The 23,192-nt window shown below is 66.4% G+C and carries 20 protein-coding genes and 1 tRNA gene; 5 read left to right on the top strand and 16 right to left on the bottom strand.

Annotated elements, in window-relative coordinates; genetic code table 11:
* Positions 1-32: 32 nt before the first annotated feature.
* Genes HMPREF9006_RS00260 through HMPREF9006_RS00235 form a run of 6 tightly spaced genes read right to left on the bottom strand, consistent with a single transcriptional unit; the run spans position 33 to position 6,768 of the window.
* Positions 33-1,079 (bottom strand): FKBP-type peptidyl-prolyl cis-trans isomerase, encoded by a 1,047-nt coding sequence (locus HMPREF9006_RS00260; RefSeq protein WP_034230767.1) that lies wholly within the window; start codon positions 1,077-1,079, stop codon positions 33-35.
* The gene (pafA, locus tag HMPREF9006_RS00255) at positions 1,076-2,461 is read right to left on the bottom strand and encodes a Pup--protein ligase (protein ID WP_009211519.1); all 1,386 of its coding nucleotides are present in this window, start codon (positions 2,459-2,461) and stop codon (positions 1,076-1,078) included. The genes HMPREF9006_RS00260 and pafA overlap by 4 nt, the downstream gene beginning before the upstream one ends.
* A 1-nt stretch (position 2,462) precedes the next feature.
* Positions 2,463-2,639, bottom strand: coding sequence for a ubiquitin-like protein Pup (locus HMPREF9006_RS00250; protein WP_009211518.1), 177 nt, complete (start codon positions 2,637-2,639; stop codon positions 2,463-2,465).
* Between the two features lie 25 nt (positions 2,640-2,664).
* A complete protein-coding gene (gene dop / locus HMPREF9006_RS00245) occupies positions 2,665-4,185 on the bottom strand; it encodes a depupylase/deamidase Dop (protein WP_009211517.1) in 1,521 nt (506 codons plus the stop codon).
* Positions 4,182-5,726 (bottom strand): proteasome ATPase, encoded by a 1,545-nt coding sequence (arc, locus tag HMPREF9006_RS00240; RefSeq protein ID WP_009211516.1) that lies wholly within the window; start codon positions 5,724-5,726, stop codon positions 4,182-4,184. Before arc ends, dop begins: the two co-directional genes overlap by 4 nt.
* Positions 5,719-6,768 carry a tRNA (adenine-N1)-methyltransferase gene (locus tag HMPREF9006_RS00235; RefSeq protein WP_009211515.1) on the bottom strand — a complete coding sequence of 350 codons (1,050 nt, stop codon included), beginning with the start codon at positions 6,766-6,768 and terminating at the stop codon, positions 5,719-5,721. The genes arc and HMPREF9006_RS00235 overlap by 8 nt, the downstream gene beginning before the upstream one ends.
* A gap of 79 nt (positions 6,769-6,847) precedes the next feature.
* On the opposite strand from HMPREF9006_RS00235, the gene HMPREF9006_RS00230 reads away from it, so the two are divergent.
* Together HMPREF9006_RS00230 and HMPREF9006_RS00225 are read left to right on the top strand one after the other, a co-directional pair.
* Positions 6,848-7,702 carry a RecB family exonuclease gene (locus HMPREF9006_RS00230; protein WP_034231826.1) on the top strand — a complete coding sequence of 285 codons (855 nt, stop codon included), beginning with the start codon at positions 6,848-6,850 and terminating at the stop codon, positions 7,700-7,702.
* A 4-nt stretch (positions 7,703-7,706) separates the two neighbouring features.
* A complete protein-coding gene (locus HMPREF9006_RS00225; protein ID WP_009211513.1) occupies positions 7,707-8,639 on the top strand; it encodes an aldo/keto reductase in 933 nt (310 codons plus the stop codon).
* Positions 8,640-8,711: 72 nt separating this feature from the next.
* Here the strand turns inward: HMPREF9006_RS00225 and HMPREF9006_RS00220 are convergent, their stop codons facing one another.
* The 6 genes from HMPREF9006_RS00220 to HMPREF9006_RS00195 form a co-directional block, all read right to left on the bottom strand.
* On the bottom strand, positions 8,712-8,981 hold the full coding sequence (locus HMPREF9006_RS00220; RefSeq protein ID WP_034230764.1) for a hypothetical protein: 270 nt from the start codon (positions 8,979-8,981) through the stop codon (positions 8,712-8,714).
* Between the two features lie 33 nt (positions 8,982-9,014).
* The gene (locus HMPREF9006_RS00215) at positions 9,015-10,112 is read right to left on the bottom strand and encodes an NAD(P)/FAD-dependent oxidoreductase (protein WP_009211511.1); all 1,098 of its coding nucleotides are present in this window, start codon (positions 10,110-10,112) and stop codon (positions 9,015-9,017) included.
* Positions 10,113-10,184: 72 nt separating this feature from the next.
* Complete coding sequence (locus tag HMPREF9006_RS00210) at positions 10,185-10,685, bottom strand: nucleoside triphosphate pyrophosphohydrolase family protein (protein WP_009211510.1); 501 nt, start codon at positions 10,683-10,685, stop codon at positions 10,185-10,187.
* Complete coding sequence (locus HMPREF9006_RS00205; protein WP_009211509.1) at positions 10,682-11,353, bottom strand: DsbA family oxidoreductase; 672 nt, start codon at positions 11,351-11,353, stop codon at positions 10,682-10,684. The genes HMPREF9006_RS00210 and HMPREF9006_RS00205 overlap by 4 nt, the downstream gene beginning before the upstream one ends.
* A 68-nt stretch (positions 11,354-11,421) precedes the next feature.
* Positions 11,422-11,508, bottom strand: a tRNA-Leu gene (locus HMPREF9006_RS00200).
* A gap of 79 nt (positions 11,509-11,587) precedes the next feature.
* Positions 11,588-12,076, bottom strand: coding sequence for a MarR family winged helix-turn-helix transcriptional regulator (locus tag HMPREF9006_RS00195; protein ID WP_193389653.1), 489 nt, complete (start codon positions 12,074-12,076; stop codon positions 11,588-11,590).
* An 88-nt stretch (positions 12,077-12,164) separates the two neighbouring features.
* Between HMPREF9006_RS00195 and HMPREF9006_RS00190 the strand changes: the two genes are divergently transcribed.
* Positions 12,165-12,830, top strand: coding sequence for an HAD family hydrolase (locus tag HMPREF9006_RS00190; RefSeq protein WP_009211507.1), 666 nt, complete (start codon positions 12,165-12,167; stop codon positions 12,828-12,830).
* 10 nt (positions 12,831-12,840) lie between these two features.
* Here the strand turns inward: HMPREF9006_RS00190 and HMPREF9006_RS00185 are convergent, their stop codons facing one another.
* Complete coding sequence (locus HMPREF9006_RS00185; protein ID WP_156794373.1) at positions 12,841-16,119, bottom strand: error-prone DNA polymerase; 3,279 nt, start codon at positions 16,117-16,119, stop codon at positions 12,841-12,843.
* A 78-nt stretch (positions 16,120-16,197) separates the two neighbouring features.
* Between HMPREF9006_RS00185 and HMPREF9006_RS00180 the strand changes: the two genes are divergently transcribed.
* The gene (locus HMPREF9006_RS00180) at positions 16,198-17,295 is read left to right on the top strand and encodes an alcohol dehydrogenase catalytic domain-containing protein (protein WP_048741648.1); all 1,098 of its coding nucleotides are present in this window, start codon (positions 16,198-16,200) and stop codon (positions 17,293-17,295) included.
* Here the strand turns inward: HMPREF9006_RS00180 and HMPREF9006_RS00175 are convergent.
* The 3 genes from HMPREF9006_RS00175 to HMPREF9006_RS00165 are packed head-to-tail and all read right to left on the bottom strand — an operon-like array spanning position 17,292 to position 22,531.
* Positions 17,292-20,429 carry a DEAD/DEAH box helicase gene (locus tag HMPREF9006_RS00175; RefSeq protein ID WP_009211504.1) on the bottom strand — a complete coding sequence of 1,046 codons (3,138 nt, stop codon included), beginning with the start codon at positions 20,427-20,429 and terminating at the stop codon, positions 17,292-17,294. The two genes, HMPREF9006_RS00180 and HMPREF9006_RS00175, sit on opposite strands and share 4 nt — an antisense overlap.
* A 39-nt stretch (positions 20,430-20,468) precedes the next feature.
* Positions 20,469-22,019 (bottom strand): DNA polymerase Y family protein, encoded by a 1,551-nt coding sequence (locus HMPREF9006_RS00170; protein WP_232209799.1) that lies wholly within the window; start codon positions 22,017-22,019, stop codon positions 20,469-20,471.
* A 23-nt stretch (positions 22,020-22,042) separates the two neighbouring features.
* Positions 22,043-22,531: a hypothetical protein gene (locus tag HMPREF9006_RS00165; protein ID WP_034231813.1), complete on the bottom strand. Its 489-nt coding sequence runs from the start codon at positions 22,529-22,531 to the stop codon at positions 22,043-22,045.
* A gap of 128 nt (positions 22,532-22,659) precedes the next feature.
* Here HMPREF9006_RS00165 and HMPREF9006_RS00160 point away from each other — a divergent pair, with 128 nt between their 5' ends.
* Complete coding sequence (locus HMPREF9006_RS00160; RefSeq protein WP_009211501.1) at positions 22,660-23,187, top strand: YbhB/YbcL family Raf kinase inhibitor-like protein; 528 nt, start codon at positions 22,660-22,662, stop codon at positions 23,185-23,187.
* The last annotated feature ends 5 nt before the right edge of the window (positions 23,188-23,192 follow it).

The raw sequence follows: 23,192 nt of genomic DNA, 5'->3' as shown, positions 1-23,192 counted from the left end.
ATGCTCCTGCGCGCCTGCTCTCATGGGGTGAACTACGATTGGGGCGTTGTCTCGCCCGGCCCTGCGCCGGGTTCCGTTCCCAAAACGTCAATGACGATGCACAGGGTGTCGTCGCCCGCGGCGAGGTTCGGGGGAATGGTGATGGCCAGGCGTGAGCCGACCTTCTGGTCAACGAGGGCAGAGACGAGGCCCGGCATCGCGGTACTGAGCTTCACGACTTCGGGAACACCGGTCTCCCACGTCGACACCCGCACGACCCCGTCGCTCCACCCGACGACTGTGAACTGCGCAACCACGCGGTCACCGTCGTGAACCTGAACGCCTTCGCCCTTGATGAGCGTCTGCGTCGTGACCCCACCCGGCAGGTCGGCGATGTGGCTGATGATGGGGCCCTCCGGGCTCATCTCGACGCTGAGCGGACCGACGCTTGCATCCACCGCTGTGCCGGTGGCAATCGAGGGAAGAATGTCGACGACATCGACCTCAACGGGGTGCTCCGCCCCCGGCGAGTCCTGTGACGAAGCCATCGTACGCAACGCGAGCAGTCGGGAACCCTCGCGCTTACCGATGACCATTCGTGCGAGCTCGGGGCCTATCTGATCCGAGCCGACGATTCCGAGGCTCATCTGCGGGCGACCGGATTCGGAAAGCATACGTCCCGTGGCACCATCGAATGCCGTAATCGCGACCAAAACGGGAGAACCCTCGGTGATCTCGCGGCCCCCTCCCTCCTCGATGACACGCGCCTTGAAGCTGTCAATCTCCAACGGAGCCTTAATGTCGATCGTCGGCGTGGCCCCGACGCGCCCCGACACACTGATGCGCTCAAAGAGAGGGAGGACCGTCGATTGTGTCGCTGCTTCCGTCGTCAGCGTGGGTTCGGCAGGCGCCGTCGGCGTCAGAGCCCACCATGCGAGACCGCCTCCTGCCCCGATGAGCACGATCCCGAGAATCACGCGCAGGAAGATCGACGCGCGTGACGGCCCCCGCGAGCGTTCGGCCCGGGCGGCCGCCCTCTGGGAGGAGCCTTTCGAACGCCGAGCGCCCGACGAACCTGGGGTGGAAGATGCGTGGCTCATGCAGGAATGGTAGGAGACTGCGCGTCTATCTGCGCGATGAGCGCATCAACGCGCGGATCCGACGTGGCCAGAGGATCCTGTAGCGACAGCGGGACGGCAGTCGAATCGTCGAGGCGCACGTGGACCCAGTCGACGCTGAGGTCCGCCCGAGCATCCTCGGCCGCAGCGATGATCCGTCCGCGCAGGCTTGCCCTGGTGGAGGCCGGGGGCTGCGTCGTCGCACGCGCGACCGCCTCGGGAGTGGTGAGCCGGTGCATGAGGCCGCCTTCCTCCATGCGTGTACGCAGGCCCTGGGCCGTAATGTCGCAATAGGACAATTCGAGGCGCGCGACGCGCGGATCGGCCAGGGAAGCTCCCGTGCGGGCGCAGTAGGAGGACAGTAGGCGTCGCTTGATCGCGATATCGAGTTCCGTCTCGATGGAACTCCAGTCGCCGCTCTCGATGGCGTCCAGGCCCCTCCCCCACAGGTCGATCACGTAGGCGCGCATGGGATCCAGCTCGGCGGGATTGACGCGCGTCAGCACGCGCCCGCGAATCTCCCGCTGAAGGGCCACGGCACTGGTGAGGCGCCCATTGGCCAGCTCGATCGGAGCGCGACCGGTGAGGTCCGCATTGATCTCCCGGATGGCCCGCATCGGGTCTGCGAGTGCAAGATCCTCAATGTGGAGGCCATCCTCGATCGCGTGGATGAGAAGCTCGGTCATTCCCACCTTGAGCGCGCTCGTCGGCTCCGCAACGTTCGTGTCGCCAACAATGACGTGCATTCGCCGATAGGCACCCGAGTCGGCCAACGCCTCGTCGCGCGTGTTGATGATGGGACGCGAGCGCGTGGTCGCTGAGGAGACGGAGTCCCACATCTGGTCGGCACGCTGTGAGAACTGCAGTCGGGGGGTCGCCGCGCCGGTGTTGATCCATCCGTTACCGACCAAAATCTGACGGGTGACGAAGAAAGCGACGAGGGCGTCCGCCACCTGCCGGAAGTCACGCCGACGGTGCAGGAGGTAGTTCTCGTGACACCCGCAGGAATTTCCCTGGGAGTCGAGGTTGTTGCGGAAGAGGTGGATGGACAGGTCGGTTCCGAGCTCGGCAAGGGCGCGGTCCGCCTGCGCGGCAAGATCGGCGAGAATGGACTCACCGGCCCGGTCCTGCTCAAGGAGGTCACTCAGCTGGTCGCATTCAGCCGTCGCGTACTCGGGGTGCGCACCAACATCGAGGTAGAGCCGCCCGCCGTTGCGCAGGAAGAGGTTCGAGGAACGACCCTGGTGTAGCAGCGGCTCGAACAGCTGGCGCGCAGCGTGTTCGGCGTCCATCGGGGCGCCGCCGGATGCGGAGGCGGCCGTCAAGCCGTACTCGGTTTCGATTCCGAAAACGCGACGCCTCACGTCACTGGCCGCCCTTCTGGACGAATCCCTGCACGAAGGCCTCGGCGTTTGTTTCGAGAACGGAATCAATCTCATCAAGCAGCGAATCGATCGAGGAGGTGCGTGCCTGGATGCGCCCCGCGTCGTCGTTCGTCTCGTCTCCGGGGGTCGGGGCTCCCGCAAACAGCTGGTTCGACATGGTTTCTCTCTTCTTTCGTTCGTCGTTAGCGGGTCGAGGTGTCGCGCGCGTCGGCAATCGGGAAGCGAACGAGGTCGCCCTCACCGGGATCAAACACGAGCGAGGTCCACGAGGCCTTGACGAGGTCGGGCCGATTGGCCACCGCCCATCCTCGCACGTGCGCCCGAGTGTTCGTGGGCGCGACGTCCGCCGCTCGCTCCACTTGCGCCTCGCTCACGAGGCGCGTGACCATGCCGGCCGCGGCGAGCCGGTAGGCCAGGCCGTGGTCGGGGCGAAGGTCCGCCCACTGCAGGTCCATCGCAGCCAGACGCGGGTCCGACCACTCCAAGCCGGCACGCTCCCTCTGCCGACTCAGAAGCTGATACTTGCCCACCCATTCGACGTCTGCGGACACGGAGAATAGATCGGCGCGCATCCGATCAAGAACCGACTGCCAGCGCGTGAGAAGCTCATGGTCGGCCTCGGTGGGCTCCACGCCGGTCTCCGCGAAGGTGTCCAGGACCAGGTCCAGATAGATCTGCTGGATCTCGGGGGCGGTGAACGAACCTCCGGCGGTGGGAATCGCGTAGTCCAGGTCGGGGTGGTGAGAGACGTTCCAGGTCTCCTGAACGGGATCGTCCATGACGAGGCTGTCCCAGCGCAGGTCCGTCCCCTGCTCCAGCGCCCACAGAACGAGAGAAGTCGTGCCGAAACGCAGGAATGCGGACACGTCGAACATGTTGCCGTCGCCGCCGATGACGTGCAGGCGCCTAAACTGAGCGGGATTTGCGTGCGGTTCGTCGCGGGTGTTGATGATCGGGCGATTGAAGGTTGTCTCCAGTCCCACCTCGTTCTCGACGAAGTCGGCGCGCTGGGACATCTGGAAGCCCGCCGACTCGCTCTTCTGGCCGATGCCGACGCGTCCGGCCCCGCAGATGACGGGACGGGTCACCATGAACGGCGTCAGAGCACGCACGATCACGTCAAGGTCGGTGGCGCGGGGCATCTGATAGTTCTCGTGGGTGCCGTAGGCCGCGCCCTTGCCGTCGGTGTTGTTCTTGACCAGGACGATGGGGGCCTCACCGCTTTCGGCGAGCCGCTCCATCACGCGACGTGCCACGACCTCGCCCGCGCGGTCCCACAGGAGCGCGTCGCGAGCGCCCAGGGCCTCGGGTGCGGAGTACTCGGGATGGGCGTGGTCAACGTAGAGGCGCGCGCCGTTGGTCAGCACGGCGCTCGTGGCCGCCGGCAGCGCCAACTCCTCCGGGGTTGGCCGTGCGACCCTTTCACTTCCCCCCGAGGGTGCGAGGTGGTACGGGTCGTCGGTGAGCAGGGAAGGATCGGCAGCGGCGCGCGACAGACGCATTCCGCGCAGGTCGTTGAGCGGATCTTCGCCCGTGTAGTCCCACCGTACGACACCCGAGCCCTCGCTTGCCGTGTTCTCGCGGCTCATCTGCCCGTAGGTGGCGACCACCCGCGTGGACAGAGCGATGGGATTGGCCCAGGGATCGCCCGGACGGTAGACGCCGTACTCGGTCTCTGTGCCGATGATGCGTTCGCTACTCATATCGTCGATCCAATCGGTTTGACGCTGACAATCTCGGGCGCGAGTCCGCTCGTGCGTGCCCAGTCCTCGGGCGAGGAGGTGGCGGCCAGCTCCAGGGACTCGCTCATCTCCTCGCGCACGCCGCGCAGCAAATGTTCCATGAGCAACCCGTTCGCCCCACCCGACAGGGCGTCTTTGATGGCGTACTTCTTCGCGCGTTCCACGATACCGGCGATCAGCGCTCCCGAGACGAGATCCGACAGGTAGATGCGCTTGTGTTCGCCGCTGGCGAGGGTCGCGAGGAACAGGGCGGTCGTCTCGTTACGGGCGTACAGCGCGTCCACGGCCTGCCGCCCCATCGCTGCCACGGCCTCGGCGAGGCTACCAAAGCGTTCGACCTCTGCGGCGCCGATCGGAACGTTGGTCGTCAGATACTTGGAGAAAATGTCGAGCGCGCCGGCGCGATCGGGTCGATCAACCCGGATGCGCACGTCGAGTCGCCCGGGGCGCAGGACGGCGGGATCGATCATGTCGGCACGATTGGAGGCGCCAATAATGACGACGTTGTCGAGAGACTCGACGCCGTCCATTTCCGCCAGCAGCTGGGGGACGATCATGGTTTCCACGTCCGAGGAAACTCCGGAACCGCGCGTGCGGAACAGGGCCTCCATCTCGTCAAAGAAGACGACGACGGGGGTGTCGGATGCCGCGAGTGTGCGGGCGCGAGAAAAAATCGCTCGGATCTGTCGTTCGGTCTCACCGACGAACTTGTTGAGCAGCTCCGGCCCCTTGATCGACAGGAAGAACGTCGAGGCGCCGCCTCGCTTGGACAACGAGTTGGCGACGGCCTTGGCGATCAGGGTCTTGCCGGAGCCCGGCGGCCCGTACAGCAGAATGCCCTTTGGGGGACGAAGCCCAAAGCGGCGATACAGCTCCGGATGATTGAAAGGCATCTCGATGGAGTCGCGCACCTGAGCGATCTGTTCGTCCAGGCCACCGATGTCCGCATAGGTGACGTCGGGCACCTCCGGGGTCAGTAGCTGCTCGACGTCCTCTCGCACGATGCGTTCGAAAGCGATGCCCACGCGCGGATCCACGACCAGAGAATCGCCGGGACGCAGATTGCCGTGGCGCACGGGTCCGGCGAGCTCCATCAGGGTCTCCGCGCCGCCTTCGGTTGCGACGAGGACCCGGTCGGTGCCCACTATCTCCAGCACGGAGACGACCTGGCCCGATCGAGGGAAATCATCCGCGGCGACCGCAACCATCGTGTCGTCGAGCCTGACCCACTGTCCGATCGACAGATCCGTCACGTCCAGCTGAGGCGAGACGGCGACTCGCATCCGCTTGCCGCCCTGCCCCACCTCGATCTGACGCGATGCGGGGAAGGAACGAAGGAAGGTTGCGAGCGTCTGCGGCGGACGGGAGACGTCCGCGAGCTCGCCCTGGAGCCGAATGAGCTCGGTGCGTGCGGTGGTCAGCGCGTTGGTGAGTCGCCCGTTCTTCTCCTCAAGCGACACGAGGCGCCGGCGCAGCGTGCGCAGCTCGTCCTCCTCACTCATCTGCGTCTTCCTTCCGTCCCTCGCTCGCCCACGTGTCCGCCTGGGCGACGACGTCACGGCGCACTTTGCGTACCTTCTTCTCGGAGTTGACGCGCTGCCCGACCTTTTCCAGGGTCCACTCCTGCTCCTCGTCCCAGGCTCCACCCAGGCCCTCGGCCGCCTTCGCGGGGCGTGTCGTCCTCTCCTGGGGAGCCACGCCGGGGGCAAGCAGACGGGTGACGACGAGGAAACCGGTGTGCGCCACCATGCGATGCTCCGGTCGCACCGCCAGGCCATCGAGATGCCACTCGCGCCGCATGTCCTCCCACGCGATCGGGTCGGTGAAGCGCTGGGAGGCGCGCAACTCCTCCACCAGTCGAGACATCTGGGTCACCGTGGCGACGTAGCAGACGAGGACGCCACCGGGCATCAGGGCGTGCGTGACGGCTCCGATGTTCTCCCAGGGGGCGAGCATGTCGAGCACGACCCGGTCGACGCTTGCGGGTGTCAGGCCCGCAAGGACCACGTCGACATCGCCGACGCGAAGATCCCAGGCCGGATGACGACGCCCGAACCACAGGTCCACGTTGGCCGCCGCGATGTCGGCGAAGTCTTGGCGCCTTTCGACTGAGATGAGGGAGCCGCCGGGTCCCACGGCGTCTAGGAGAGCCATCGACAGCGCGCCGGAGCCCGCGCCGGCCTCGACAACGCGTGCACCGGGAAAGATGTCTCCCATGTGCGTGATGACGCCGGCGTCTTTGGGGTAGACGACCGCCGCGCCCCGTGGCATCGACATGACGTAGTCCACCTGCAGTGGACGCAGGATCTGAAACTGGCGCCCCTCGTCGGTGACGATGACCTGGCCATCGGGGGCCCCGATGATGTCGTCGTGGTCGAACCCGCCCCGGTTGGATTGGAAGCGCCCACCGCGCACCAGGATGATCTGGTGGAAACGGCCCTTGGGGTCGCGCACCTGGACGCGATCGCCCTCGGAGAGCGGGCCTCGGCGGGTGGGCTGGCCGAAGCTGCCGACCGTATCGCAGTTATTTCGCTGAAGTGTCATTACGCAAAGGATAGCGCCTGAGGCGAGACGCGCCCACGCCAGAACGCAGATGCGGACGCGAGGAGCTAGCGTGGTGTTCATGACAGAGCTGATCGCACCCTCGCCCGCAGAGCGCACATGGGATCCCGCGCTCTCGGCCTCGCGAGCCAAGGAGTACGAGCGGTGTCCCCTCCAGTACCGCCTTCACGTTGTCGACGGTTACCGTGAGCCTGAGAGTCGCGCCAAAGCGCTGGGCACCCTCGTGCACGCGGTCCTGGAGGATCTCTTTTCCCTTCCTCCTCGCTCGCGCACGCGCGATGCCGCCCGGGCCCAGCTTGCCCCCGCTTTCGAGGCGCTGACACAGAAGAACCCCGAGGTCGCAGCGCTCTTTGGCGACGAGGCGGATCGCGAGGCGTGGCTTGAGGACGCCCGCAGCGTCGTCGACGGTTACTTTGCGATCGAGCAGCCGCAGTGGATCGCTCCGGCCGCGCGCGAGGCCCGGGTAACGGCAACGACGAAAGGCGGCGTGCGCCTGCTCGGTTTCATCGACCGGGTCGACCGAGCCCCGGATGGGCGTTTGCGGGTCGTGGACTACAAGACCGGGAAGGCTCCGTCGCCTCGCTACGTGGACGAGGCGCTCTTTCAGATGCGCTTCTACGCACTGCTGCTCGCGCGCACGCAGGTCCTTCCCTCGCGCATGCAGCTGGTCTACCTGCGTGCCGGCCAGGTTATTACTTTCGATCCCGATCCCACCGATGTCGCCGACTTCGAGCGGCGCATCGATCAGCTCTGGGGGCGCATCGAGGAAGACCTCGCCAACGATTCCTTCCAGCCTCGCAAGAATCCCCTGTGCAACTGGTGTGGCGTGCGATCCCTGTGTCCCGTCTTTGGCGGTACCACTCCCCCGATGCCACCCCAGCACGCCCGATGGCTGGCGCGGACTCGGCTAGGCTAGGAGCATGAATCAGAACCAATGCGGTCGTAGCGGTCTCTATCTGTCGTCGATCGGTCTGGGAACCCTCACGTGGGGTCGCGATACGGACTCTCACGAGGCCGTCGAGATGCTCTCCCACTTCGTGGACGCGGGGGGCACCCTCGTTGAATGCTCCGCCTCTCACGGCGATGGCATGGCCGTTGATGTTGTGGCCGAGGCGATGGCGTCTCTGGGGCGCCACCGTGTCGTCGTAGCCTGGCGCGGTGGCGTGCGCCGCACGGGCGAGGGGGCGTGGGTCGGTGCGGCGGGCAGGGGGGATCTCCTGCGCAGCTTAGACGATGCGCTTGCGCGCCTGGACACCGACTACGTTGATCTGTGGCTGGTTGAGCCCCGCGACGAGGTTCCCCTCGCGGAGACCCTGGAAGCCGCCTCGGTGGCTTATCGCTCCGGGCGCGCGCGCTACGTTGGCCTGTCTCGCGCGTCGCATTGGCAGCTGGCAGAGGCCGTCACGCGCGGCGAGATCGGGGCCAGCGCGCCGATTAGCGCCGTGGAGTTTCCCTTCTCCCTCGCGCACGCCCAGTGTGCATCCACGGTCGCCGAGCTCGCATCGCGAGGAGTGGGAGTGATTGCGGCCTCGGCGCTTGCCGGAGGGGTCCTCACCGGGAAGTACCGTCACTCGACCCCTGCGGATTCTCGGGCTGCATCCCCTCATCTTCGTCACATGGTCCAGCCCTACCTCACGGGTTCCTCGCGAGGGGTTATCGAGGCGGCTTCGCGCGCGGCTGCGGGCCTCGATCGATCGATGGGCGACGTCGCGCTGGCGTGGGTGCGGGACCATCCGGGTGTCTCCAGCGCACTTGTGGGGCCGCGCACGGTGCGCCAGCTCGACACGCTGCTGGAACACACGGATCCGCTGCCGGCGCCGATCCGCCAGGTGCTCGGCGAGGTCGCGCTCTAGGCGACCGGGACGCGAAACGGGGCCTGACCGTGGTGGTTCAGGCCCCGTTTGACGCGCGCGGTGACGCCAGGATCAGTCGTCGACCTCGACGAAGTCGTCATCCTCGTCGTAGTCCTCCGGATCCTCCTCGTCCTCGTCGGAGTCGTCGAAAATGTCGAAGGGAAGCTCCACGCCCAGCTGCGTGAACAAAATGTCGTCGTAGGTGAAGAACGCGTCGCGCAGCGCGAGCTCGGCGGCCTCGAGCGCGGCGTCGTCGGCCTCGTCGCCATCGCGCGCGATGTCGAAGTGGTTCTCGAATGCGTTGAGCAGGCGCGTCAGCGCGCGGCGGGCATCTCCAGTCATGACCCTCATTCTACCGTGACACCGGGCACTTTATCAGGGGAGGTTCAGCTGGGAACGTATGACGGACACCATCAGGTCCGTGCCCTTGATCTCGGCGGTCTGGTCCGCGCCGAGGATGCGGGTCTTGCCATCGGCGTCAAGCAGCTGGGAGGCGCCCATGTTCGGGCCGAGCGGCAGGATGACCCACTCCTTGGTGGGCTCGTAGGTCGCGTCGGGCGCCTCGCCCTCGATCTGCGCGGAGATGTTGGCGATGACGACGCGCGCCTGCTGGCGGGCGGCATCTGCGCGCTTGGACTCGCGCACGTCGGTCAAGTCTCCGACCGCGTATACCGTGGGGTGTCCGGCCACCTGCATGGTTCCCTCGACGCGAATCGTCCCGTTGGGGTGCATGACCGACTCGTAGTCGCTTCCGATGAGGAAGCCCGTGTTGGCCCGCGCCCCGTAGCACTGGAACCACAGGTCGGCCTCGACGACGTCCCCGTTCTTCGTCTGGACCATGAAGTGTGCCAGGTCGCCGACGTTCTGCGGGGGAAGATAGGCCAGCTCCGATCCTGTGATGACGCGCACGCCCAGCGTGGCCAGCTGTTCGCTGATCTCATCTCGCAGCGCGTCCGTGTAGCCAGGGGTCCCCAGGATCCTGTCCGAGGCCTCGACGATCGTGATGTCCAGGCCCGGGAAGGCGCTTGCCAGTTCTCCCGTGAGTTCAATGCCGACCGTTCCGCCTCCGACGATCATGACGGACCGGGCGCGGCCGAGGTTCTCGTGAAGCTGCTCGAGACGAGCCTTAGCCACGGACGAACGGTAGGACGAGTACTTGGCCGGGAAGGGGTAGGTCGATCCGGTCGCGAAGACCACGTAGTCGGCCTCGATCGGTTCGCGGCCGAAGACGTGAACCGTCGTGCCGTCGACGCGCGAAACCGTCCCGTGAACAACCTGCCCGCGGCTGAGGAGGTTCGTGTAGGGCATGAAGATCGCGTGCTCCCACACATTGTCGACCGCGGCGCGCAGGGCCGCCGCGTGGTGGACGAACTGGTCCTTCTGTTCGATAAGAATGACGTCCGCGAGGGGATCGAGCCCCTTAGCGACCGTGACGCCCCCGTATCCTCCGCCGATGACTGCAACGCGTGCCATGTCTTTCCTCTCTGATGAGCCGACCGGGTCTATTGTGGCATCCGGAGGACGCGAACGCGCGCTCTAGGGACCTTAGTCCGCCTCGCCGTCTGTCTCCCGGCTCTCGATGCCGAGGCCGCGCGCGATGTTCGGCGCGAAGAAGTGAGGACCTTTGAGAACCTTGCCGTCCTCGCGAAGCTTGACGGAGCCGTCGGGCATGAGCTTGGACAGGTTGGAGGCCTGCACCTCGGCGAGGACGGAATCAAGATCCATGCCGGATTCGATCGCCATCCCGTAGATGACGTAGACGAGGTCGGCGAGGGCGTCGGCGGACTCGATGACGTCCCGGCGCCCGTCGTCGGCCGCGACCGCACGGGCCGTTGCCTCCTCAACGATCGCGCGTGCCTGTCTGCCGTAGACGGCGCCGATCAGTTCGGCGAACTCCTCTGCGATGAGGCTCATGCGCATGCCGAGACGCTCGTAGGACAGCGTCGGATCGTCGAATGAGCGAATGGGCACCGAGTAGGTGCGATGAAACTGCATGACGAGGTCCATCGGGCTGGGCGGCGCGGTATCGGTGTGCTTGTCGGTCATGCTCGGTCCTTTCCGGCATCGTCCCAGGCGGTTGCCAGGATGTTGGTGAACGCGGTGACGGTTTGATGTCCCTGAACGAGGAAGCGGGCGTCGAAGACGTAGGTGGGCACGGTGCTCACTCCCATGTGCATGGCCACCTGGACGTCTGAGTAGACCCGAGATGCCCATTCCTCCTCGCCGATAGCCCGCGCGGCGAGCGCTGCGGGCATTCCGATGTCCTGCGCGCAGCCGATGAGAACGTCCGGATCTGAGACATCAAGGCCCATTTCGAAGTGGGCGCGCATGATGGCCTCGGCCACCTTGAGGTGAAGGGTGGAGGCGCCGGCGACGGTCCCCGCGTCAATGTCGGCGTCGTGCGCCGCCGCGATGACCCGGTGGGCCCGTGACGTCGGCGCGATGACGAGCGAGTCGAAGTCGAAACGAATGCCTTCGCTCGCGCCCAGGGCTTTCATCCGCTCGTCTGAGGCCCGCACCTCTTCCAGGGTTGCTTCGCCCGACTCGATGAGGGCGACGATGCGAGGCTTGTCGAGCGGGGCGTCCAGATCCGGGTCGAGAAGGAATGCATGCAGGTAAACCTCGGTGAGATCGCGATGCGCGAACCCCTCCAGGGCGGCACGCAGATGACGCACTCCCAGGTAGCTCCACGGATCGCAGGTGTCGAGCCACATGTCGATTCGCACGATGCCTCCTGGTGGTCACATGGAAAACCCCGGGGCCTCGGCCCCGGGGTATCTCGTGCGCGGAGGGGGACTTGAACCCCCACCCTCGTAAAATGAGGACTAGCACCTCAAGCTAGCGCGTCTGCCTATTCCGCCACCCGCGCAGGTGAACGATGCGAACCGTTGCGATCCGCAAGCGAGTAGAAGCCTAACATGATCCGGTCGCTACGCGCCAATCGAAAACTACGGGCCCGTCCGATCGTTGCGCAGGCGGGAGTCGAGGGTGGCAAAAACCTTGGCAATAGAGTCAATATCCTCATCGGTCATGCCATCGAGAAGGTACTCGCTGACGGTCTGCTGATGCAGTTCTGTGGCAGCTAACACAGTCTCGATTCCCTGTGTCGTCAGGCACGCGTCGTAGCCCCGCCGATCCGTCTGCGAAGGAATGCGCTCCACCCACCCGTCGCGCGATAGGTTGGACACGAGGTAGGTGACTCGCGACGGGGAATACACGACGCGTTCGGCGAGCTCTCCCATGCGCAGCCGGTGACCCGGCGCCTCCCACAGGGCAAGCAGGATGTTGTAGTCGGGCATGGAGACGCCGTACGTTCGCTTCAAGCGCGTCTCGAGGATTCCCTGCAGGCGCCCGGACGCCTCGAAGAAGACTCGCCATGCGGCCGCACGCGCGCTGTTGGCTTGGACGATTGGTGTCAGCCGCGCTCGCGATTCCATGTTCCCCTCCTTCTGGTCGTTTCGGATGCCCTCCTGGGGATAATAGGGCATAGTGACTAGGAAAGCACCAACGACGCGGGGGATGTCAATGTCTGTCACGTTTTCTGTCGTTCTGTTCGACGTTGACGGCACGATCGTCGATTCGGCCCCCGCGGTCATGGGGGCGTTCCGCGCTGTTCTGTCGGACTTCGGCTTACCGGTCCCCGATGACCGTCGGCTCCGCGGCTACGTGGGTCCTCCCCTGTGGCATTCCTTTGCGGACCTGGGGTATTCCGGTGACCTCCTGGCGGATCTGGTTGCCGGGTACCGGCGCAGGTATGCGGATCACTACTTGGACCCGGTGCCTTTCGCGGGCGTGCCGCAGCTGTTGCGTGACCTGCACGAGCGCGGCGTTCCCCTCGCAACGGCCACGTCGAAGCAGGCCCCCATGGCCCTGGCGCAGATGCAGCACCTGGGTCTCACCGATGTCTTTGACGTGATCGCGGGAGCGACCCCCGACCCGTCCTCCACCAAGGCGACCGTTATTCGCGAGGCCTTGGCCCAGCTTGAGCGCCGGGGGGTCGATGTCGGGGCGCCGCTTCTCGTCGGCGACTCGCTCTGGGACGTCATCGGGGGGCACGAGGCCGGCATTCCGGTCCTCGGCGTGGGATGGGGGTACGCGACGGCGGGCGGCCTCGACGATGCCGAGGAGGTGTGCGAGGGCGTCGAGGAGCTTCGGTCCTTCTTACTGTCCCACACTCGGCGTGAGGGCTAAAGAATCGGGCCTAGCGGAAGTCTCGGGAACGCACACGTATCGGGAGGATGACGGGTGTGAGCCGGAACGCGCGAACATTGACGGCCCCATCCGCCTCGAGCGTCCCCCGCACCAGCATCGCCTCCGATTCGAGGGCAACACGACGAAACTTCTCCCATGTTCCCGGGGAGATTGAAACGTTGACGAAACCGGTCTCATCCTCCAGGGACAGGAAGGTCACGCCGGCGCCCGTGTGGGGACGCTGTCGATGAGTAACAACCCCGGCCACGTCGACGATTCTTCCATCCAGGTGCTCTCCCAGCTCCCGAGCCTTGAGAACGCCGTCGGGAAGCTCGCCCCTGACGGAGGAGAAAGGATGTTCACCGGGCGTCAGCCCCATCGTGCGCATGTCCGAGCGCATCAGCTCTACCCGAGAGGGTGAGGGCAAAGTGGGTGGGCGCGCCCCTACCTCGGTTCCGGGAAGAAAGGGCTGCCACTGCGCCGAGTCGGCCTCGGGAACGGCGAGCGCACCCGCCGCCCACATGCCCTCGCGACGCCCCACGCCCAGGCACTCCAGGGCACCTGAGAGAGCCAGCTTCTCCATGTCCCCCTCCCTCAGATGCGCCCTCCTGGCCAGGTCGGCCTGGCTTTCGAAGGCGCCTTCCTTCCGGGCCTCAAGGATCCGCTCGGCCGCCTTGCCCAGACCGCGCACCTGGGACAAGCCGATGCGGACGGCGAGGGAGGGGTCAACGTCCACGGGAACGATCTGGCGAGAGGGAAGAGGGTCCGAACGCCCGGCTCGGTAGCTGCTTGCGGAGGTGGCCCCCCTCTCCACCGAGGCATCGAGGAGGGAGTCGTTGACCGAGGGGGCAAGGACCCTCACTCCGTGGCGGCGCGCGTCTTGCACCAGCGTCGCTGGCGAGTAGAAGCCCATCGGTTGGGAGGCCAGGATTGCCGCGTAAAAGTGCTCGGGCGCATGAACCTTCAGCCACGCGGACGCATAGACGATGTGCGCAAAAGAAAAGGAGTGGGACTCCGGGAAGCCAAAGTCCGCAAACCCTTTGAGCTGGCCGAAGATGCGCTCCCGAGTCGGGGCGTCGATCCCACGCGCCGCCATCCCCGTCATGAGGTCTGCCCTGAGTGCTTCCATGCGTTCACTGCTGCGCTTGGCGCCCATGGCGCGGCGGAGCTGGTCAGCCTGGGCGCCGGACAGCCCCGCTGCGTCCGCGGCGATGCGCATCAGTTGCTCTTGAAACAGAGGGACCCCCAGGGTCTGTCGCAGGGCCGGTTCGAGGAGCGGGTGCAGGTATGTCACCGCTTCGCGCCCCGCGCGACGGCGCAGGTAGGGGTTGACCGCACGCCCCTGTATGGGACCCGGCCGTATGAGGGCGACCTCGACGACGATGTCATAGAAGCACCGAGGCTTGAGCCTGGGCAGGGTGTTCATCTGCGCGCGCGATTCCACCTGGAAGACGCCCACCGTGTCAGCGGCGCACAACAGGTCGTACACGCGCGGATCCTCCTCGGGGAGCGTGTGCAGGCCGAGGGGCATCTCCCGCCGTCCGAGTAGGGGACGAGGAGCCCACCCTCGAAGAGGAGCCCTCCCCAAGGTGTCGGCCGAGCGGTTACTCCCGTTGAGCTCATCGAAGGCAATGCGCAGAGCGGTGAGCATGCCGAGCGAGAGGAGGTCGAATTTCACCAGGCCCGCATCCGCGCAGTCCTCCTTGTCCCATTGGAGCACCGTGCGCCCTTCCCTTGCCGCCCATCTCACCGGGCATATTCGAGAGACCGGCTGATCCGTGAGCACCATGCCACCGGAGTGAATACCCATGTGGCGGGGAAGTCGCGCCAGCGCATCGGCCGCCTCGCGCACGAGGGTTGGGGTCTGTCCCTTTCCCCGCGACCACGCCTGCGCCGCCCCGGCGGGGTAGCCCAGGGCGCGCGCGGCATCACGCATCGCCGATCGAGGACGGTAGGTAATGACGTTGGCCACCTGCGCCGCGCGGTTACGACCGTAGGTGCTGTAGACATGTTGGATGACTTCCTCTCGTCGACACGCCTCAATATCGACGTCAATGTCCGGTGGTCCCGATCGAGCATCCGAGAGGAAACGCTCGAAAAGAAGGTTGTGGCGCACGGCATCGACCGCAGTGATTCCCAGGCAGTAGCACACGGCTGAGTTCGCTGAGCTACCCCTACCTTGACACAGGATTCCTCGCTCCGCACAAAAATCAACGATCTCCTTGACGATGAGGAAATAGCCGGCGAAGCCGAGGCGAGCAATCACATCCAGCTCGTGGTCGATCGTCTCCCATGCCCGCGGGTGCTGTGCGCGCGTGCCGTAGCGCTGCTGCGCTCCCTGATGCGTCAGGTGTGCCAGCCACGTGTCGTTCGTGTGCCCGTCGGGAACGCGGGTGCGAGGAAGCTTGGGGGCAACGAGTCGCAGGTCAAATGCCGCGTCTGCGGCGACATCGCACGCATGCTCAAGGGATTCGAGGTGACTGCGATGCAGATGCGCCATCTCTCGGGCGGAGCGGAGGAATGCGCGGTGGGCTCCGAGGTGGGCGTTTGCCTCCTCCAGCGATGAGCGCAGCCGCGTGGCGGTGAGAACGTCTCCGAGGGCCTGCTTCGACGGCGATGACATGCGCGCCCCGGTCGTGGCCACCAGCCGCGTCCCTGTCTGACGCGCAAGGTCAGCGAGCACGTCGCCGACTTCCTGCCCGTCTCCGGCCGCCGCCTGCCACTCGATCAGCACGTTATCCGCCCCGCAGACCTCGGACAGAGCCCGCACCACCCGGCGCGCCCACACGGGTCCTCCCGCTCGCAGGGCGCGCATGAGGGGACCGCGCGCTCCACCGGTGAGTACTCGCAGGCCGCTTCCGGCCCCGCCCACGTCGTCTAGGCTGTGCGTGGGCGAACGTTCGCCCCGCGTGGCGAGTGCTCGCTCGCTCATCGCGCCGACGAGATTCGCGTATCCCGTCGGGCTGGCCGTCAGGACCGGCAGTCGTATGCCGGGATCCTCCGCCCCGGGCGGTAATCCCCAACCCGTGCCACACGAGCCGGGCAGGATCGAACGCAACGCGTTAGAGCCGAGGGTTAGCTCCGCGCCGTAGATAACGGGAAGTCCGCATCGGCGCGCCGCGACGGTCGTCTGCACGGTTGAGTACATGCCGTCGACATCAAGGATGGCCAGCGCATCCAAGCCCAGACGCGCGGCTTCCTCGACCATGGAAGCGGGCTCATCGGTCCCCTCCAGGAAACTGAAGGCACTGTGGGCATGCAATTCCGCGTACCGCCGTTCGTTGAACACAGCACCCACCATATCGAACACCTGTTCGATATGGTGGGTGCTATGTGACACATGCCGTATCCTGGCACCATGACCTTCATGCGCGTGGCCTCCCTCCAATCCCCGGGTTCGTTGACCCTCCAGAGCCGACCCGTGCCGCGCGTCCAGCCACGCGAGGTGCTCCTCGCGGTCGAGGCCACAACCCTGTGCGGGACGGATCTTCGGATCGCAACGGGGCAGAAGAAGGCCGGAGTCACCCCTGGTGTGGTTCTCGGTCACGAGATCGCGGCGCGCGTGTGGCGCATCGGCGAACGCCTCACCCCCGGCGTCGACGTCCCACAGGTCGGAACACAGGTGGGATTGGCCCCCGAGATTCCCTGCGGAACGTGTGCGCCGTGCAGCGCCGGACGTTCCAACGTCTGTGCACACATGCGCCTCTTCGGCACAGGAGTTGACGGCGGACTCGCGGACTTCATCCTCGTTCCCGAACACGCGTTGGCGTGCGTGACGCCGACGAAGCGCGAGATCAACCCCTCGCTTCTCGCCCTCGCGGAACCACTCTCGTGCTGCCTGCGGGCGAGGGGGCGCCTGCCTATCGATCCCGGCTCGCGCGTCCTCGTCATTGGCACGGGACCAATTGGCCTGATTCACTGCGCGCTGGCCGTAGCCGCGGGCGCAACCGTCATGGCTTGCGGGCGTCCCGCCAGGCTCTCCCCGGCACGAGCCATGGGTGCGACAAGGACCACCGCCTCCGAGGGAGAGGCGCTCGTGCGCGACGTCAGCGAGTGGACGGACGAAGCGGGCGCCGATGTCGTCATCGTCGCCGTCGGTGACCCGGCCCTACTCAACGTGGCTGCCCGTTGCGCGGGCATCGGCGCTCACATCTGTCTCTTCGCCGGATTCCCGCTCTCCTCCCTCGCGCGGATCGACCCGAACCTTGTGCACTACCGCGAGCTGACGATCTCAGGCAGCGCAAACGCGACGCTGAGCGACTACGCGGCGGCCGTCGCAATGCTCTCCGACGGGACGCTCAACCTCTCCCCACTCCTCACGCACGAATTTGCCCTCCACGACATCGCGGCGGCCCTTGACGCGGTGCGCACGCGGGCCGGCCTCAAGGTGGCCGTGCGTCCAGGGCTCGCGCCCACCGCCGAGGAGGACGCGTCCCGCACGGTGCCCGCGCCGACGCTTGCCTAGTCGATCAGCGCGCGAAGGTCGGCGGCACTGAGCGGTGCGGGCGCAGCGGCACCGTTCATGACGGAGGAGATCAGGCGCCGCTTTCGGTCCTGGAGTTCCACGACCTTCGCCTCGATCGTGTCCGCCGCGACCAGGCGATACACGTTCACTTTCTTTGTCTGACCGATGCGATGTGCCCGGTCGATCGCCTGCTCCTCGGCGGCGGGATTCCACCAGGGATCCATGACGTAGACGTAGTCTGCTTCCGTCAACGTCAGGCCCGCCCCTCCCGCCTTCAGCGAGATCAGGAACACCTGCGCCTGGCCCGACCGGAACTCCTCGATAACGCGATCGCGATCGCGGGTCGAACCATCCAGCTGCACCACCGCGATCCCGCGACGCTCCAAGGCGCCACGAATGCGCGCCAAGAATGACGTGAACTGGCTGAAAACCAGGGCCTGATGCCCCAGCGGAACAATCTCGTCAAGGTGATCCGCAAGGTACTCGATCTTCGCCGATCCGACACGGGAGTAGGCCCCGTCCACGAGCGCGGGATCGAGCGCCAGCTGCCTCAGGCGGGTCAGGGAAGACAGGACACTCATCCGGTTGGCATCGACATCCGCCAGAAGGTCCAGGATGCGTGCGCGAACGCGCGCGAGATGCTGGTCGTAGATGCGGCGGTGTTCCCGCCCCAGGTCGACGCGCACCACGTCGATAACCTTGTCCGGCAGGTCTTGGGCAACCTGTTCCTTCGTGCGGCGCAAGATGAAGGGAGCGATATAGGAGGTCAGGCGGGCGAGCATCGCCGGGTCCGCTCCGCTTTCGATGGGCTTGCGAATCCTCCGGTTGAATGCCTCCCACGAGGGAAGCAGGCCGGGGCAGGTCAGCGACAGGAGCGCCCACAGGTCTGCGAGCGAGTTCTCGATGGGGGTGCCGCTGACCGCGAGCCGCCACGGGGTGTTCAGGTCGCGCAGCGACCTGTAGGTTGCCGTGCGCGGGTTCTTGACCGCCTGCGCCTCGTCGATGACCACTCCGTCCAGCTCCACGTGTGTCCACTGATCGGATTCCAGGCGAACCAGCGTGTAGGAGGTGATCACCAGGTCCGCGCCGTCGACTTCCTCCTCGATGCTCGTTCCCCTGCGCGCTTCGGTCTCCGTGACGGCCCGCACCCGCAGGTCGGGAGCGAATCGCGCCGCCTGTTCCATCCACACAGCTACGACCGAGGTTGGGGCAACCACAAGAATCGGACCTGTTCGCGCGGCTTTCGCATGTCTGATGGCCGCAATTGCCGACAGAATCTGAATGGTCTTTCCCAGTCCCATATCATCGGCGAGAATTGCGCCGAACCCCCGGGCGAGGCGTGCGGTCAACCAGGCGTGTCCCTCCCGTTGATAGGGACGCAGGATGCGCCCCAGGGAAGGCAGTGGCACCAACGCGTCCTCGGGCTGAGGGTCGGCAACGAGCGCACCAACGCGCTTTGTCCAAGCGCCGCTGACGCAAACCGTGTCCGCTGCGGGCGCCACCACGTCGACGGCGCCGACGTGGAGGGCCGACAGGCGCAGCCCCTCCCCATCCCAGCCCACCAGGGCGCGCGCTTCCTCCAACGCCGCTGCGAGTGCAACGATGCGTTCGCCGTCGAGACGCACCCAGGCGTCGCCCGCACGAACGTACTCGTCGCCGCGTCCCAGCGCTTCCAGCGCCTCGCGCACACTCACCGAGTGGGACCCCACGCTCAGGCGGGCCGTCAGGTCAAACCAGTCCGCCTCGCCCCGCTCAATGGACAGGTCGACGCGGGAGGCAGCATCGACAACCTCAATCGTGCGCACGTCGTCGGACACATCCCACACGAGGCCTTCCGGCGCCTTTTGGTCGACAACGCGCGCCAGGAAACGAGGCGCCATCCACGGGGGCATGCGTCCGGCCTCCGGGGGATGTGGCCACAGCTCGCCACCGCACGCGCTCCCCCACCGATCAACGCGCTCAACGAGGGCAGCCACCGCCTCGTCCGAGAGAGCTTGGGCAACCGGAGCACGCGAGCGCGACTTGCCCAGCTGGTACTCCGCCCACCAGCGCACGATGACCCCCTCCTCGTCGCGGTGCACCGTCCCGACGAGGGTGGCCTGCGTCGCCGCCCGCGGATCGAAGCTCCCGTCGGCCGAGCTGATCACGAAGCGCCTGCGCAGAGCGGGCAGCCAGGTTCCGCGAAATTCCGCAACATCGGAGGAGGGAATCCGCAGCGCCCGATCGAAGGGAAAACCCTCGAGTGTGGACGCTCCTTCAAGACGCGCAACGCTCCGGCCTCCGTTGAGGACCAGCAGGCCAGTGGCGGCGTCGATGCGGGGCGAGTGAATAACCCGGTCCCCGTTGCGGGCCACGACCGTGACCGCGAGTCCCGTCTCCTCGGATACGACATCGATGTCCGCGTCCCACGTCGCGTGTGACACCTCGAATAGCTCGTCGGTCGTTGGCGACGAAAATAGCGTCACTCCCGCGCGAACAAGTCGGTTGAGCCAGGGGTAGGCGTGCTCCCCCAACGACGCCAGGGTCACCTCGGTCCTGGAGTGCCACGAGCGCGACTCACGCGAGAGCCGGTAGCCTTCGCGCACGAGAGACAGGTGAGTTGGATCGATCCCGTCGGTGACCGACGCCCACTGCGTTGCTGTCAGATCCAGCCACGACGCCCGCTTGCCGGTCCATTCGCAGAAGGCTCCGCGGCGCAACGGTGTCAGCGATATCGGCGCGCTCGAGTCGTGGGCGTCAATGATAAGAGCGAGCGGGTCTCCGGCGCGCTCACGTGAGCTTCCCACCACCTGGCGCAGCACGCGACTCCACTCCGCTTCCCCATTGTCGCGCTCGCGGGCTTCCTCGCGCGCGACGATCAGCGTCGCGGCCGCGTGTGGACAGTTCGAGCGCAGGGGGCACGCGCACGTGAGCGCCATCCGAAGCGTTGCCTGAGCGACGCGCACTCGGTAGGCCAGACCTCCCTCGGTGACCCTTGTTTCGAGCTGGTCCTCGGCAGAGTGCCAGGTGAGCTCGCGTACCGCTCCCCTGCGCGCCAGGCGCAGGCCATTCGCCCAGGTTGCGGGGCCAACGAGCGCCATCAGGTCGTCGTCGGTCATCGAAGCGAGGGTGTCGCGCAGCGAGCCAGATACCATCCTTTCAGTCTACGGCACACCCCGTTCATCGTCGTTGCCTCAGTCATCGACCCCCTCCAGTGCCCACTCACCCTCGTTCCACACGAGCAGGGTTGTTCGTCCATCCTCAAGCTGGGCACGCATGTAGGCACGAGGTGCCTCCCGTGCCCACCACCGTCCACGTACGGGCCACGGTCCCCGCACCTCGCAAATCCTCACGCGGCTCCCCGCCCCCGCAGCACCCGTGAGCGCGGGGGAGGCGGAGTGGGCTTCAACGAGGTAGGCCGGAGTCGCCGTCAGTCGACCACGCGAATCCACGCGAACGTCTGCGGTGGATGGAGAATCGGGGAGAATCCTGACCCGAGGAGGCTCGTCAAAGAGGGTGGCCGGCGCGGTGGCGACGCCCCCCTCCCAGGCTCCCTCGAAAGGCCGCAGGACGGGCTCGCTCCCCCACCTGGCCATCACGACGCGACTACGCGGGTCATACCCTCCCTGGACGCGGGGAACCAGGAGCGCATCCGGCCCCACCAGTGCCTGGATGCGCACGGCGCTGCGCGATACGTCCTGCTCGCGCTCGCTTCTGCCCCACAGCGCGGACGGAGAGGTGCCGGCTCGGGGATCGCAGGCCGTCAGGCGGATCGATGATGCCTGGCCGGAGGGCCCCTCGGCGCCGGACATCCAGCCGGACAGCGTCCATCTCACTCGCAGGGCGACGTCGGAGGGAATCGCCAGGTCGCACCCGCTCCAGGTGCGGCTGCGCGCTCCTCCCCCCGCGTCTTCGACGTCGATGCGCAGCGTCTGGGAGACCACGCCGGATTCGTATAGCCGACGAGACAGAGTTGCGGCTGCCCGCATGATGGGGGCAATCATCGTGTCGATACGATCCCCTCCCTCATCGATCTCACAGGTGACCGATATGTCCGACTGAGTGCGTTCGTGTCGAGTAAGCGCGCCGTCTGCACCCGATGCGAGTGTCCACAGTCGCTCACCGACGTCACCGAATCGTTCGAGCACGGGACCGCGACCGAGCGCGAGAAAATCGGCACAGCGCCTCACCCCCAGTCCCTCAAGGAGGCCAATCGATGCGGTGGCTCGATCACGCATGTGGGGAGGAACGCACTCGAGAGCGCGGGCCAGCTCAACACCGCTGAGGAAGGACTGTGTGTCATCCGGGGCAACAATGCGCCCCTGCCGGGCGGCCATCAGCGAGGCCAACGGCCCCTCGGCAATCCCCACGAAGCACTCGACACCGACGGCGGCCTCAATGGCGTCCACGAGCAGCGACGCAGCTTTCTCTTCGCTTCCCGCCCACCTCGCAGGCCCGTGGGCATGGCACCTGGCAACCCCGGGGCGCAGGCACTCCACCCCTGCCGCAACCGTATCGAACGCGTCGATGACTGCACTAAAGGACCTGGCCTCTCGGTCCCGGTCTCGCGGTAGGTGCACCAGATCTGGGCACAGGTACATTGCTTTTTTCAGGCTCATGCCCGAGCGGATTCCGGCTCTCCTGGCAGCCGCGCTAGCAACCGCGATCTTGTCCCCGTCCACGACGGCTCCGCTCCCGCCCGGAGGCAGGTCAATGACCAGGCAGTTGACGGGCCAGTCAGGCACCCATAGCACCATGTAACGCATCTCTAGACGGCCATTCGCATCGCGTCGCGGTTACTCGGTTCGCGTGAGACGCCGGGCCAGGGGCGCAGTGTCACGATGGTGCGCCCCTGGACACGGGCGCGGGCGGACAGCGCGCGCTGTTCGGCCCTGCTTAGCTCGGGCACGTCCAGGCACACGACGTCGCAGGCATCCAGCAGTAGAGCGCATGCCTGCGCCACCCCCGATATCGTCTGGGCATTGAGGATGAGCACCCGCCCCAGCTCCATCCCCTGGCCAGATGCCCACTCCCACCCGATGTCGCGCACCCCGCAGAGGCCAATCCACCCTCCGGGAGGGCAGGTGTCGATGAGAAGGCGGATCAGGTCCGACCTGCGCGCGGGACCGAGAAGAACGGGGCCGCCCCCTGCCCTATGATGCTGGTCAAGCTCGACCCGCGTCCTCAGGCCGACAGAGTTCTCCGCAAGGCTCAAGGCCTCTCGGGCCCTGAGCAGCCGAGCGCGCGCGTTGGTCATGTCCCCCTCCCACACATAGAACACACGTTCGATAGAGGAAGTGTAGAACCCCGGTCACACATCTGCGTCCCGAACGCCCGATCGCGTTCGCATGGGCGACAATAGAGGCCAAGAGGAAAGGAAGAACCATGCACATCAATTCACGCCCCCTCGCCCTATCCCCCTACGAGGGACTGGACGTCCCGACTTTCACGCTCTCGTCGCGCACCCTCACCGACGGCGCCCCCATGCCGGAGTCGGCAACGGCTCGGGCCGGTTCCCTATCCCCCGACCTGACGTGGGAGGGCTTCCCCACTCACACGGCAAGCTTCATGGTGACCTGCTTCGACCCGGATGCGCCAACCCCAGCGGGCTGGTGGCACTGGACCGTGCTGGACATTCCCGCTTCTATGACACACCTGGACGCGGGGGCGGGAGCCTCGGATCTCACCCTTGACGGCCCCGCGTTTCACCTGCGCGCGGACACCGGCGACGCCGCATACTTCGGAGCGGCCCCACCCCCGGGAGACCGCCCTCACCGCTACGTCTTCACCGTGCACGCGCTCGACGTTGACACCCTGGGATTGGACGACGATGCCACTCCGACAATGGCCTCGTTCGTGGCGCTTGAGCACACAATCGCCCGCGCGTGCCTGACCGTGACCCATCAGGCCTGAGGATT

The sequence above is a fragment of the Actinomyces sp. oral taxon 180 str. F0310 genome, from assembly GCF_000185285.1.
Taxonomy (GTDB): Bacteria; Actinomycetota; Actinomycetes; order Actinomycetales; family Actinomycetaceae; genus Pauljensenia.
Note: the sequence above shows the minus strand (reverse complement) of the source record. Positions and strands in the feature narration are given on the sequence as shown.